17 protein-coding genes are annotated in these 14003 nt (G+C 32.7%); all 17 read right to left on the reverse strand.

Annotated elements, in window-relative coordinates; translation table 11 throughout:
* Positions 1-35: 35 nt before the first annotated feature.
* Positions 36-371, reverse strand: a complete 336-nt coding sequence (gene hisE / locus ACREV6_RS03345; RefSeq protein WP_431576799.1) for a phosphoribosyl-ATP diphosphatase — start codon at positions 369-371, stop codon at positions 36-38.
* 55 nt (positions 372-426) lie between these two features.
* Positions 427-759 (reverse strand): phosphoribosyl-AMP cyclohydrolase, encoded by a 333-nt coding sequence (gene hisI / locus ACREV6_RS03350; RefSeq protein WP_431576604.1) that lies wholly within the window; start codon positions 757-759, stop codon positions 427-429.
* 27 nt (positions 760-786) lie between these two features.
* Positions 787-1548 carry an imidazole glycerol phosphate synthase subunit HisF gene (gene hisF, locus ACREV6_RS03355; protein WP_431576605.1) on the reverse strand — a complete coding sequence of 254 codons (762 nt, stop codon included), beginning with the start codon at positions 1546-1548 and terminating at the stop codon, positions 787-789.
* On the reverse strand, positions 1538-2269 hold the full coding sequence (hisA, locus tag ACREV6_RS03360) for a 1-(5-phosphoribosyl)-5-[(5-phosphoribosylamino)methylideneamino]imidazole-4-carboxamide isomerase (RefSeq protein ID WP_431576606.1): 732 nt from the start codon (positions 2267-2269) through the stop codon (positions 1538-1540). The genes hisF and hisA overlap by 11 nt, the downstream gene beginning before the upstream one ends.
* Positions 2269-2871 (reverse strand): imidazole glycerol phosphate synthase subunit HisH, encoded by a 603-nt coding sequence (gene hisH / locus ACREV6_RS03365; protein ID WP_431576607.1) that lies wholly within the window; start codon positions 2869-2871, stop codon positions 2269-2271. The genes hisA and hisH overlap by 1 nt, the downstream gene beginning before the upstream one ends.
* A 12-nt stretch (positions 2872-2883) precedes the next feature.
* Positions 2884-3474 carry an imidazoleglycerol-phosphate dehydratase HisB gene (hisB, locus tag ACREV6_RS03370; protein WP_503417268.1) on the reverse strand — a complete coding sequence of 197 codons (591 nt, stop codon included), beginning with the start codon at positions 3472-3474 and terminating at the stop codon, positions 2884-2886.
* Between the two features lie 44 nt (positions 3475-3518).
* Positions 3519-4580: a histidinol-phosphate transaminase gene (gene hisC / locus ACREV6_RS03375; RefSeq protein WP_431576608.1), complete on the reverse strand. Its 1062-nt coding sequence runs from the start codon at positions 4578-4580 to the stop codon at positions 3519-3521.
* Positions 4561-5871, reverse strand: a complete 1311-nt coding sequence (gene hisD, locus ACREV6_RS03380; RefSeq protein ID WP_431576609.1) for a histidinol dehydrogenase — start codon at positions 5869-5871, stop codon at positions 4561-4563. Before hisD ends, hisC begins: the two co-directional genes overlap by 20 nt.
* Positions 5868-6518 carry an ATP phosphoribosyltransferase gene (hisG, locus tag ACREV6_RS03385; RefSeq protein ID WP_431576610.1) on the reverse strand — a complete coding sequence of 217 codons (651 nt, stop codon included), beginning with the start codon at positions 6516-6518 and terminating at the stop codon, positions 5868-5870. Before hisG ends, hisD begins: the two co-directional genes overlap by 4 nt.
* 2 nt (positions 6519-6520) lie before the next feature.
* On the reverse strand, positions 6521-7804 hold the full coding sequence (locus ACREV6_RS03390) for an ATP phosphoribosyltransferase regulatory subunit (protein WP_431576611.1): 1284 nt from the start codon (positions 7802-7804) through the stop codon (positions 6521-6523).
* 234 nt (positions 7805-8038) lie between these two features.
* Positions 8039-8605: a pyridoxal 5'-phosphate synthase glutaminase subunit PdxT gene (gene pdxT / locus ACREV6_RS03395; protein WP_431576612.1), complete on the reverse strand. Its 567-nt coding sequence runs from the start codon at positions 8603-8605 to the stop codon at positions 8039-8041.
* Positions 8606-8607: 2 nt separating this feature from the next.
* Positions 8608-9477, reverse strand: a complete 870-nt coding sequence (gene pdxS, locus ACREV6_RS03400; protein ID WP_226179134.1) for a pyridoxal 5'-phosphate synthase lyase subunit PdxS — start codon at positions 9475-9477, stop codon at positions 8608-8610.
* 185 nt (positions 9478-9662) lie between these two features.
* Positions 9663-11372: a dihydrolipoyl dehydrogenase gene (gene lpdA, locus ACREV6_RS03405; RefSeq protein WP_431576613.1), complete on the reverse strand. Its 1710-nt coding sequence runs from the start codon at positions 11370-11372 to the stop codon at positions 9663-9665.
* A gap of 79 nt (positions 11373-11451) precedes the next feature.
* Complete coding sequence (locus tag ACREV6_RS03410; RefSeq protein ID WP_431576614.1) at positions 11452-11808, reverse strand: carboxymuconolactone decarboxylase family protein; 357 nt, start codon at positions 11806-11808, stop codon at positions 11452-11454.
* A gap of 82 nt (positions 11809-11890) precedes the next feature.
* Positions 11891-12313 (reverse strand): MarR family winged helix-turn-helix transcriptional regulator, encoded by a 423-nt coding sequence (locus ACREV6_RS03415; protein ID WP_431576615.1) that lies wholly within the window; start codon positions 12311-12313, stop codon positions 11891-11893.
* Positions 12314-12556: 243 nt separating this feature from the next.
* The gene (locus tag ACREV6_RS03420; RefSeq protein WP_431576616.1) at positions 12557-12949 is read right to left on the reverse strand and encodes a bacteriohemerythrin; all 393 of its coding nucleotides are present in this window, start codon (positions 12947-12949) and stop codon (positions 12557-12559) included.
* A 134-nt stretch (positions 12950-13083) separates the two neighbouring features.
* Complete coding sequence (locus tag ACREV6_RS03425; protein ID WP_431576617.1) at positions 13084-13965, reverse strand: VIT1/CCC1 transporter family protein; 882 nt, start codon at positions 13963-13965, stop codon at positions 13084-13086.
* Positions 13966-14003: the final 38 nt, after the last annotated feature.

Raw genomic sequence — 14003 nt, forward strand, 5'->3', positions numbered from 1 at the left:
TCCTAGAATATAATTAAGGTAGATCCTTGATAAGTTTAGTGTATCCCAACAATATCATCTCTCTTTTGTTTTTTATTGCATATCTTTTTCCTTCTTGTTTCGAGTTCCGTAATAATATCCTCTACTTTTACACCCTGCGCTACCATAAGTACTAAGATGTGATATGCTAAATCTGATATTTCTGAGACTATTTCTTTTGCGTCATTGTTCTTGCTACTAATTATAACTTCAGCACTTTCTTCGCCTATTTTTTTTAGAATTTTGTCCAAGCCTTCTTCAAAAAGATAACTTGTGTAAGAACCTTCGATAGGATTTTCTTTTCTTTCTTCAATTATTTTATAAAGTTCCTTTACTACGTTTATTTCACTCATTTTATTACTTCCCTTCTTATTTATTTTGAAATTTATATTATCTTTAATATTATTTTTATCTAAGCTTTGACCTTCCAACTTCCCTGAAAAAACAACTTTCATTTCCTGTATGACAAGCTACTCCAACTTGATCTACCATTATAAGAATTGTATCTCCATCACAATCAATCCACATTTTTTTTACATATTGAAAATGTCCTGAGGTTTCACCTTTATTCCATAACTTATTTCTAGATCTACTAAAGAACCAAGTTGTTCCAGTTTCAATAGTTTTTTTAAAGGATTCTTCGTTCATGTAGGCCAGCATTAAAACTTTCCCACTACTATTCTCCTGAACTATTGCAGGTACTAATCCATTGTTAAATTGAATCTCCATTATGTCATCCATAACCTCACCACATTTCTTTGTTTTTCATTAGATTCTAATTTCTACGCCACTATTTTTAAGATATTCTTTTACTTCTTTTATAGATAGTTCTTTGTAATGAAATAATGAAGCCGCCAGTGCAGCATCTGCTCCACTTTTTGCAAAAACTTCATTAAAGTCCTCTATTTTCCCACATCCACCTGATGCAATCACAGGAATATTTACACTACTAGTAATTGCATTTATGAACTCTATATCATATCCGCCTTTTGTTCCGTCTGCATCCATACTGGTTAAGAGTATTTCTCCAGCCCCTAGTTCCTCTACTTTTTTTGCCCACGTTACTGCATCAAGGCCGGCATTTATTCTTCCACCATTAATAACTACATGCCAACCTAAACCGTCCTCATTCTTTTTTCCATCTATAGCAACCACTACACATTGGCTTCCAAATTTTTCTGCTGCCTCAGAAATAAGCTTAGGATTTCTAATTGCAGCTGAGTTTACAGATATTTTATCAGCTCCAGCCCTAAGGGTTTCTTTAAAATCCTCTATACTCTGAATTCCTCCACCTACAGTTAGGGGAATAAATACCTTTTCAGCAGTTCGTCTCACTACATCCAACATGTTTTTTCTGCCCTCGTGAGTGGCTGTTATATCTAGAAATACAATTTCGTCTGCCCCTTCACTGTTATAAAATTCTGCAATTTCTACAGGGTCTCCTACATCTGTTAGATTTATAAAGTTGATTCCTTTCATTACCCTTCCCATAGTTACATCTAAACAGGGAATTATTCTCTTAGTAAGCATAAGGTGTCCCCCTTCCCTCAGAGATTGCCTCTGCAAGTGATATATTTCCACTGTAAAGTGCTTTCCCTATAATTGCTCCATACATGTTCATCTTCACTAGTTTTTTAATATCTTCAATGTTTTTCATCCCACCAGATGCAATAATATTACAAGACACTTGATTATTTATCTTCTCTGTTGCTTCTAAATTAGGTCCAGACAAGGTGCCATCCCTACTTATATCTGTAAAAATAATAGTTTTCACTCCTATATATTCCATTTGTTTTGCAAAATCTATGTACTCTATTTTGCTATTGGTTTTCCAACCTTCCACTGCTACATAGCCATCCCTTGCATCAATACCAATGGCAATTTTATCTCCAAATTTTTTTATTGCCTCTTTTACCAGTGAAGGATTGTTTAGTGCTGCAGTACCCAATATTACTCTATTTAAACCCTTTTTAAGTATCATTTCAATGACCTGTATACTTCTTATACCTCCACCTAATTGTATAGGTATATTTATATTCGTTATAACTTTATTTATACTATCTGCATTTCCAATAGCTCCACTTAGAGCTCCATCCAAATCCACCATATGTAGATATTCTGCTCCCTGGGCTTCAAAGTTTAGAGCTGTTTGAAACGGGTCTTCCCCCACCACCTCTGATGAAGAAAATTCTCCTTGATAAAGTCTAACGCATTTTCCATTTTTCATGTCTATAGCTGGAAATATCTTCATTAATTTATCCCTCCAAAGTTTTTAAGTAATTTCATTCCAGCCTCTCCACTTTTCTCTGGATGGAACTGCAAACCAAATATATTACCCTTACTTACTATTGCCGGTATCTTTTTTTCATACATACTATAGGCGTTTACTATGTTTTCCTCATAAACTTGTGCATAATAAGAATGAACGAAATATACATAACTCCTTTCTAATAAACCTTCCAGAAGTGGTGAATTAGTTTCAAATATCAAATCATTCCAACCCATATGAGGTATTTTTATAGAACCTTCTAGTTTCACAATGTTTCCTTTCAAAAGTCCCAAGCCTTTGCATTTTTCAATTTCATCACTTCCATCAAAGAAAAGTTGCATACCTAGACATATTCCAAGTATTGGTTTACCTTCCTTCGCAGCTATTTTTATTACTACATCTAGTCCCCTATCCCTTAGATTTTTCATTGCATCAGGAAATGCACCTACACCTGGAACAATAATACTTCTACAATTTGCGATTTCCTCCTTATCTGAAGATATTATAGATGGAATATTCAAAGTATTAAGCGCATTTTGAACACTTTTTAAATTTCCCACACCGTAATCCACTATGGCTATCATATTATTCCCTCCTTATAAACATCCTTTTGTAGAAAGTACTCCTTTTATTCGCTGGTCATAGGTTAATGCTTCACTTAGTGCTTTTCCAAAGGCTTTAAATAGTGCTTCCACCATATGATGATTATTTTTACCATAAAGTACTCTTGCATGAAGTGTAATTCCACCATTAACTGCTATGGCCCTAAAAAACTCCTCCACCATCTCTGTGTCAAAACTTCCAAGTCTATCTACTGTAAAATCCCCTTCAAATATAAGGTAGGGTCTACCGCTCAAATCTAGTGACACTGTGGCCAAAGTTTCATCCATAGGTACAAAACTTGTTCCATATCTTTTTATTCCCTCTTTGCCCTTCAGAGCCTCTTTTATGACACTTCCAAGTACTATACCTACATCTTCAATTGTATGATGAGAATCCACATTTAAATCCCCTACTACTGCTACATATAAATCCAAAAACCCATGTTTTGCAAAAAGACATAACATATGATCAAAGAAACCTATGCCTGTATCTCCTTCATACTTTCCAGACCCATCCAAGTTTATACTGATATCAATCTTTGTTTCATTACTATCTCTTACAATTTTTGCTTGTCTTGAAATCACATACATCACCCCTTTAATTCTTGAAAGTTCAATATATTCAAAGCTTATAAAATTACTTTATTTTCCTGGGAAATATTGTTTAATAAATATTTATTTTCTTCTCTACTTCCTATGGTTATTCTTAAACAATTTTGTAATGCATAGGACGTAAAACTTCGTACATTTATGCCACTGTCTAAAAGTCGTTGTTTCATAGTTTGTGCATTTTCAACCCTAATTAATATAAAATTAGCTTGTGCATTATAGAGTTTTATCCCATTAATATTTTTCAATTTTCCCCATAAATATACTCTTTCTTTGAGTATACCTTCCACATTATTATGTATTACTTGTGAATCTTTTAAGACAACAGTTGCAATACATTGCGAAATCGCATTCACATTATAAGGAGGTTTTACTTTCTTAAGTTCTCCCATTAAAATGGAACTCGTAATCAAAAATCCCAGTCTTATCGCTGCAAGCCCAATCTTAGAACAGGTTCTAAGTACAATTAAGTTTTCATAAGTAAAAATTTTATCTGCCATGGTTTCACCATAAAATTCAAAGTAAGCCTCATCTATTACTATAATGCAACTGCATCCTTCTATTATTTTTATAATGTCCGTTCTTTTAATAATTCCACCTGTAGGATTATTGGGATTTGATAAAAATACAATTTTAACATTCTCTTTGTTAACCATAGAAATAAAACCATCTATATCCAATTTAAAATCTTCATCTAGTGCAAATTCAATGGGAATTCCTCCTGCGACTTTAGTATATAATCCATACATTGAAAAATCGGGACTTTGGATTGCTACCTTATCCCTTGGATTTAGAAAAGTATTTGTAATGATTTGTATACATTCGTCTGAACCATTCCCAGCCATTACATTAGAACTTTTCACATTTGCATATTGTGCATAGAGGTCACATACCTTAGATGCACCTGCATCAGGATATCTATTAAAAATAGAATCCTCTATTGCCCAGCCTATTTTCATCCTTACCTCTTGAGGAAGGTTACTAAAACATTCATTGGCATCTAACCTCACTTTATAATCAATTTTACCGACTTCATATGCATTAAAATCACTTAAATCACTTCTAAAATAATCCTGTATCATAATCAAACCTCACTTTTATAGAATTTCCATGAGCAGTTAAGCCCTCAACCTCTGCAAGTTTTATTACCTTATCCGCAACCTCACTTAATGCTTCTTTTGTATAGTATATATAACTTGATTTCTTGATAAAATCATCTACAGATAAAGGGGAAAAGAATCTTGCGCTACCACTTGTGGGAAGAACATGATTGGGACCTGCAATATAGTCCCCAAGTGGTTCTGGTGAATATTTACCTAAGAATATAGAACCTGCATTTTTTATATCCTCTAAAAAATCAAAGGGGTTGTTTAATAGCACTTCAAGATGTTCTGGTGCAATTTTATTTGCCAAATCTATGGCCTCTTTTATATTTTTCACAATTAAGATAACTCCGTATTTTTCCAAGGACTTGCTTATGATGTCTTTCCGACTCATAGCTTTTATCTGAATTTCTAGCTCACGCACGACCTTTTCTGCAAGTTCTCTTGAAGTGGTTATAAGCATTGCAGAAGCAAGTATATCATGCTCTGCTTGAGACATTAAATCCGCTGCAACAAACTTTTCATCCGCAGTATCATCTGCAATAATTAGTATTTCACTAGGACCAGCAATCATATCTATATCTACATATCCAAATACACTTTTTTTAGCCATGGCCACGTAAATATTTCCCGGTCCCACTATTTTATCTACCTTAGAAATGCATTCCGTTCCATATGCAAGTCCCGCTATTGCCTGAGCTCCGCCGACTTTATAGATTTTGTCCACCCCTGCTATATCAGCTGCTACTAAAATATGCGGATTCACGCTTCCGTCCTTCGAAGGTGGTGTTACCATCACAAGATTATTAACACCTGCCACCTTTGCTGGAATTGCATTCATAATAACAGTAGAAGGATAAGCGGCTGTGCCTCCAGGTACATATATCCCTACACTTTCAAGCCCTCTTACAGTTTGGCCTAAAATAATACCCTTTTCTTTTGTCATCATCCAAGGTGTTTTTACTTGTTTTTCATGGAATTCCTTCACATTTTGCTTTGCTAGAGTTATTGCCTCTAAAAAATCACTGTCTACCATTTTATATGCATTTTTAATTTCTTCAGCAGTTACAATAACATTCGCTAATGTAACAAATTTACTATCAAATTTTTGTGTGTATTCTATTATGGCATCATCGCCTCTAATTTTTACATCTTCTAATATTTTATCCACCACAATATTTGCATCCTTTTGAACGTCTTCTGCTCTTTTTTTTAGAAATTCTATGTATTCTTTTCCCTCTTTACTATTTGCTACTTCAATTTTCATCATGATACCGTCACCTCATTCCTATCTACGTATTGTTGAACCTTATCTATCAACCTGCTGATTTTTTCCTTTTTCATCTTCATACTAGCTCTGTTTACTATCATTCTTGCACTAATATCACAAATTTTTTCTACAATAATAAGTCCATTTTCCTTTAAAGTGTCTCCTGTTTCAACCAAATCTACAATTGCATCAGCTAACTCTAATATAGGAGCAAGTTCAACTGACCCATCAAGTTTAATAATTTCAACATCTTCGTTGTTTTTTTTAAAATATTCCTTTGCCACTATAGGATATTTTGTAGCTATTTTTTTACGATTATATCCATCATATCTTAGAAAGTTTGGTAAGGATGCCACTGCAAACATACATCTGCCAACCTTTAAATCCACTACTTCATAAAATTCTTTATTCTGTTCCATTAAAGTATCCTTACCAACAATTCCAATATCCGCCGCCCCATGTTCTACATAGGTTAAAACATCTGTAGATTTTACAAGGACAAACTCTATATTGTTTTTCTCATCTTTAAGGATTAATTTTCTCCCTTTATTTTTCAGCTGTGTACAATCTATTCCCAGTTCTTCAAACATTTTAATAGCATACTTTTCTAGTCTTCCTTTTGTTAATGCTATTCGTATTGCTTTCATTATTACTCCTCCAAACTATCAATAAGTTCCTGCATACATACATTCCAACTCTTTTTACTTTTAATATCTGTTATTTCATATTTATAATATTCAGATTTTTCATCTTCAAATATGCAAATCATTTTATCTAGTTTTTTTTGTTCACCATAACTTAAAGTTTTTTCTTTTTCTTCAAATAAGCTGAGTTCACAAGCAAAGCCTTTTTCTCTGATTTGTGCTGCCAAACTCCATGCATTTCCTATTAGTGAATTTTCATAATGAATAAGAAATTTTATTCTACCTTTTTCATTATTATTTCCTTGTTTTTTAAGAACTGCTAAAATATTGTCCACATCTATTGCAAATCCAACTGCTGGCTTAGCTTCTCCAAACTTAGAGGTTAAATTGTCATATCTACCTCCACTTATAATTGTAGTTCCCACTTCACTACTGTATCCTCTAAAAGTTATTCCAGTATAATAATCAATATGCTGTAACATTCCTAAGTCTATAGAAATATATTTACCCAGGCCTACATTTTCTAATCGTTCATATATTTTTTCTATAGTATCTAATGCATTTTGTGCCCTTTTATTTTGAGTTAGCATTCTAGCCTTAGCAAGTATTTCAATACCTCCAAATAGCTCCGGCAATTTTTTTAAAGCCTCTACATTTTTTCTACCAAGTACCGCTTCTTTTTCTTCTATAAACTCTCGCAGTGCTCCGAAGTTTTTATTTTCAACAAACCCTCTTAATCTTTCAATCTCATTGTAATCAATCTCTATGTCCTCAATAAGACCTTTGAAAAACTCAGCTTGTCCTATTTCAAGTTCAAATTTTCTTACCCCTATAGAAAGAAGTGCCTGAATGGCGGTCATAATTACTTCTGCGTCTGCATTTGGGCTTTCACTTCCTATTATTTCGATTCCAGATTGAGTGGTTTCACTGACCTTTCCATCCCAATTTTCATTCATTCTAAATATATTTCCGCTATAGCATATTCTCAGTGGATATAATGAATCTTTAAGCTTTGTTGCAACAATTCTTGCTATTGGCATTGTCATATCTGGTCTTAACACCAATATCCTTCCTAGATTATCAAAAAGCTTATACATTTTTTCCTGTTCAATGGATATATTATCTCCCTGAAAAACGTCATAAAATTCTAATGTAGGGGATATCACTTCTAAGAATCCAGAATTTATATATAATTTTCTAAGTACATTTATAATCTTAATTTTATTATTGCAATCCTCAAAAAGTATATCTCTTGAACCTTCAGGTATATTTCTTTTCCAATTATTCAAAATCTTGCTCCTCTCGTTTTGATTCATCACTGCATCACGTTACCTTGCTAAACTAATAAGATAATATCATCTTTCATGCTGCAAGTCAACCACTTATTTTACTTATAATGCCTTATAAAAAAAACTATCACCCTGAGACTTTACTCTTAGGGTGATAGTTTTTTTAAACAATTTAGTTAATAATATAGTAGAACCTACAGATTAACTTATGTTTTTATGGACTTCTATTAAGTTTTATTTGCACATATTTACGAAATATCTATGAACTTCTAAGTTATCAGTAAGTTCTGGGTGGAAAGCTGTAGCAAACATATTATTTTGTTTCGCTGCTACAATTTTATCATCAACAGTACATATTATTTTAACATCCTCAAAAACTTCTGTAATTAATGGCGCTCTAATAAAAATTAATGGTATTGGCTCACTTGAAATCTCATTGATTATAACATTTTTCTTAAAACTAGCAAGTTGGCTACCGTAAGCATTTCTTTTTACCTTTATATCCATAACCTTAAGATGACCACTGGAAGTTTCCTCAATATGTTTAGCAAGTAGTATCATTCCCGCACAAGTTCCCCACACTGGAAATCCTGAAATGATTTTTTCTCTTAAAAATATAAACATATTTCTTTCCCTTAAAAGTTTTCCAATGGTTGTACTCTCGCCACCAGGCAAAATGATTCCTCGTAGATCTTTAAGATCTTCAAGTTTCTTAACCTCTACGCCTTCATGTCCAAGCTGGTTTATGTGGTTTATATGCTCTATTACACCACCTTGAAGTGCTAAAACTCCAATTTTCAATCTTACCAGCCTCTTTCCGAATATCTCTCTTTAATTTCACTTAATTCTAGTCCATCCATTGCTTGTCCTAAATTTTCTGAAACTTCTGCTATAACCTTAGGATCATTGTAATAAGTAGTTGCCAGTACTATAGCTTTTGCTACCGCTTCAGGATTCTCTGCTTTAAAAATTCCTGAACCTACAAAAACTCCTTCTGCCCCAAGTTGCATCATGAGTGCTGCATCCGCTGGCGTTGCTATTCCACCTGCTGCAAAATTTACTACAGGAAGTTTACCATTTTCCCATACATATTGAATTAAATGAATTGGTGCTCCCATGTCTTTAGCTAGAGTCATTAACTCTTCTTTTGGAGCATTTTTTACTTTTCTAATATCATCCATAATACATCTCATGTGCCTAACAGCTTCTACTACATTTCCTGTGCCAGCTTCACCTTTTGTTCTTATCATTGCAGCACCTTCAGAAATTCTCCTTAGTGCCTCGCCTAAATTTCTCGCTCCACAAACATAAGGAACCTTAAAATCACTCTTATTTATATGATATTGTTCATCTGCTGGAGTCAAAACTTCACTTTCATCTATAAAATCTACTCCTATTTCCTGCAGAATTTGTGCTTCAACAAAATGGCCTATCCTGCCTTTAGCCATTACTGGAATAGTTACCGCTGCCTTTATTTCTTTAATCATTTTAGGGTCAGACATTCTAGCCACGCCACCTTGCTTTCTAATATCTGAAGGAACTCGTTCTAGTGCCATTACAGCGCAAGCCCCAGCTTTTTCTGCAATTATAGCTTGCTCCACATTCACCACGTCCATAATTACTCCGCCTTTTAACATTTGAGCCAAATTTTTATTAAGTTCATATCTCTCCATAATAAAACCTCCCTAAATATTATTTATAAGGCAAAGTATAACATATGTCTATGATATATTCAAAATGTACCCATACACTTTGAAGAAATGGATTGTAAATCCATCTCTAAAGGCCTAAATACAAGCAAGGAGATTGTACCAATTGTCAAAAGTTAAGGATATTATTACGCTAGTTAATTGCACTATTATGCAAAATGGATAGCCCCACCTTCTAAAGACAGAGCAGCTTCGTGAATTACCTCCGCTGTAGTAGGATGAGCATGTATAGTTTCAGTTATTGCTTCTGCACTTAAGTTGTTTTTAATGGCTAGAGTAAGCTCTGCAATTAAATCTGTAGCATGTAGCCCAACAATACTTGCACCAATTAATCTCTGTGTATTTTTATCCCTTATAATTTTAATAAACCCATCGCTTTCTCCATAGGATAGTGCTTTTCCGTTAGCTGAAAATGAGAATTTGCTTACTTCTACTTCTATTCCCTGAAGCTTTGCTGCTTTTTCACCTATACCCACCATGGCAATTTCAGGTTCTGTGAAAATTGCGCTAGGAACTGCTGTATAATCCATATTGCAAGGCTTACCCATTATATTTTTTGCAGCTACAACTCCTTGGTGAGAGGCCACATGAGCAAGTAGTATAATATTTGTTACATCTCCAATAGCATATATATTTGAAACATTAGTTTGCATTTTTGAATTAACCTTAATTCCTTTTTTATTATTGTTTAATTCTATCCCTGCCTTTTCTAATCCCAGTCCGTCTATATATGGAGTTCTTCCTACAGATAAAAGCACTTTATTTGCTGATATATATTTATCTTTACCCTCTTGTATAAAATGAACTATGCATTCATTATTCTCAGCTTCACAAATTTCTTCTACCTTTGCAGTAGTATAGAGATTAATTCCTTTTTTTGCTGCACTTTTTTTATTTTCCTCACATATATCATCATCGCAGCTTATAAGGCATTGATCCATAAATTCCACCACTGAAACCTCCGCACCAAAGCTAGCATAAATATAGGCAAACTCCATACCAATGACCCCGCCACCTACAATTACCAGCTTCTTTGGAACTTCCATAAGCGACAATGCATCATTGCTGTCAATTACATTTTTATTTTCAATACCCACAATAGGTACTATTGATGATTTTGAACCCGTAGCAATAATAATATTTTTTGTTTTAATAGTAATTTCTTGTGTAGTACTTTTAGCTAGTATAGTTTCCTTATCAACAATTTCAGCAGTTCCATTTATAACCTTTATATTGTTTTTATCCATTAAATACTGAATGCCTTGAACCAGTTCTGCAACAACTTTATTTTTTCTATCAATAACTTTTTTCATTCTAATGCCAATATTTTCAGCATAGCATCCAAATTCTTCAGCCTTTTTAAGGGTATCGAAAACCTGTGCAGATCTAACTAGTGTTTTAGTAGGGATGCATCCCCAGTTCAAACAAGTTCCCCCCAGCTTTTCTTTTTCTATCAATACAACCTTTGCTCCTAATTTAGCAGCTTGAATAGCAGCTACATATCCTCCTGGCCCACTACCAATTATTGTAATGTCACTTTCCATTCCGAGTTTTGCTGGCTTAATTAAATTTTGAAAGTAGTTAAAAGTTTGAGGGTTAGTGTTTCCATTTTTGGTGGCTTGTTCTTCATTTATCTGCGCTAACACCTTATCTACATTAACTGAATCTCCTTCTTCTACATTAATACTCTCAATAATTCCATTTACTTTCGAAGTAACAGAGCTAACACCCTTTCCGCTTTCCACTTCGAATATCCCATCGTTTACCTTAACAAAGTCTCCTACTTTTTTTAAAATTTTAGTTATTTTTGTTTCATTACTTTTATTTATAGATTTATCTAACCTAACCTCTATACTCATTTTTTCACTCCTTTTATCTATAATAAATAAAGCAGCTAACCTGCCTTTTTAATCCTGCATCATAGCTGCTTTGTTTATGTTATTTATTAAAATCGTTTTTGAATTCTTCAATAGAATCCTTAAGTAAAGTTACACTATAAGCCATTGAAGGCCCACCACCAAAGGCAACCGAAACCATAGCTGCTTCCATTATTTCTTCTGCTGTTGCTCCTGCCTCAAATGCTTTATAAACATGGAATACTATGCAGTATTCACAACGGCTGTAGGCTCCAATACCAATACTGATCAATTCCTTAGTCTTTGTATCTAATGCACCTGGTTTATATGTAGTACCAAGTAAGTTCATAAACGCCCCTACATGTTCCCCATTAGTTTGTCCTACTGTTTCTAGACCTCCCATGAAATCGTTTAACATTTCTCTAACATTTTTAGCCATAATATTACCTCCTTAAATACTTGTTGTGCTAATAATTAGTATAGCAAGTATTTAAGGTAATTACAATAGATTTGATAAAAATTTAACTAATATTTTTCATGAATTTTTGGAGCACCCTTTTAAATACTTCAGTTTCTTCTTCTGTAATTCCCTTTGAAAAAAACTCACTCATTTTTTGCCCTTCTTCTAAAAGCTCTTCTATTCTCTCTCTCCCCTTTTGAGTAAGTTTAATATATTTAATTCTTTTATCTTCCTTAACCTGAGTTCTTACAATTAAATCCTCCACTCCCATTCGATCTAAAAGCCTAGCTACTGTAGACTCTTTAATATCCATTTTTTCTCCTAAGTCCTTTTGACTCATATCTCCGTATTTTAAAAGATAATACATAGCCATCCACTGAACTCTGGTTACACCAAGCGGAATTAATCTTTCATTAAACATATCTGCCATTTTTTTAGATGTCTTGTTATTTATAAAACACACACATGATTCAATATCAAACATTATAGCCTCCTAATTTTTATAAGCGAACATCCTCTTAGTGTTATTATATAAGATTTATTATTTTTTATCAATTTATATATAAATCTGATATACTAATTTTTCTTATATATTTTTTTATTTTAAATATATTTTACAAAATATTTAAATTTAGAATTATGGTATATACATGTACAAAAAAGAGAATCAATTATTGATTCTCTTTTTAAAATTTAGTATAACATTGTAAATACCTATTAAAAAAATTTATCTTCCTGGTATAAGTAAATCTTTCTCTAATATATGATTAACCAACCAATCATTTAAATAAGTTAATATTGTCATTATAGCCTCATCTTGATTTTCATCAATTTTACTTAAATTTACTTCATCTATTTTTTTAATAAATCCTGCATGGTCTATTTTTTGAGTGAATAATCTTTTATAATTTATACTCTCCATATAGTTTTCTTCATCATTAAAATGATAAATTGTATAAGCTTTTAGTTCTTCAATTACTTCCACTATTTTATCATATTTATCCATATCATATGGAGTTTTTAGTAATTGATAGGCTCTTTCACCTATTTCAAAAAGCTTTTCATGCTCATTATCAATAAGTAGAATACCTGTTTTATATTTTTCTTTCATCTCAAACATTTATTAATCTCCCCCAGTTAAGTTAATTGGAATTTACTCTCATAACTTATATTACTTTATTTGTATTCGTTTTACAACAATAATTTCCATATTGCTTTATATTTTTACATAATCCACTTCATTTTTGTTATATTTTATAGGTCTATTCCTAAAAATTTCTTCACTAAAATTCCTATTACAAAGGAAATTCCAGCAACACTTAAGCTTATTGTTGCCATTTCTGTAAATCTTTTTTTAAATGACAAATCTTTAGCCACAGATATATAGTAGTTAAATCCTGCTATTATAATTACTACCAAAACTAACATAATTGCTAGTGCTTGTCCGTACATATTATCTGGTAGGAGTAAATATGGTGATATTAATAATACTACTGTAATTAGATATGCAAAACCTGTATACGTTGCAGATTTCAAAGCATTTTCATTCCCATCAGCACGTGCTGAAAGAAATTCAGAAGCAGACATTGACAAAGTGGCCGAAATACCTGTAATTAATCCTACTAGTAAAATTAGTTTATTGCTTTGCATAGCAAATGTATAACCTGCCAAACTTCCAGTGAATTCTACTAAAGCATCATTAAGTCCTAATACCATAGAACCTACATAACGAAGGCGTTCTTCATCAAGCAATGCAATTAATTCTCTTTCATGAACTAATTCTTGCTCTTTAATTGTATCTATCTCTGGCACATATTTTGATAGCTCTTCACGGATTGATTGATCTATTTTTATATTATTTGCTCTATTTTCCATTTGCTTAATGGTAAAAGTATATCCGAAAACTTTAGATATCATTGTATAATAAAAAATCTTTGCTTTTGATGGCTTTACGTCTTCCCCTGTATACTTTTTCCATATTTCATAATGTAGTAACTCTTCATCTGCTATTTTTAAAAGAGTATCCCGATTGCTATCATTTTTCATATCCTTAGCAATTCTTATGTATATTTCTCTTTCAGTAATTTCTTCACTTTGTAATTTTTTTACAATTTTAAGCAAAACATCTCTATTCATATATGTCCCCCTTAATAATTATAATCTCACGCCAAATT

The sequence above is a fragment of the Clostridium sp. genome (genome assembly GCF_050717515.1).
Classification (GTDB): domain Bacteria; phylum Bacillota; class Clostridia; order Clostridiales; family Clostridiaceae; genus Clostridium_AD.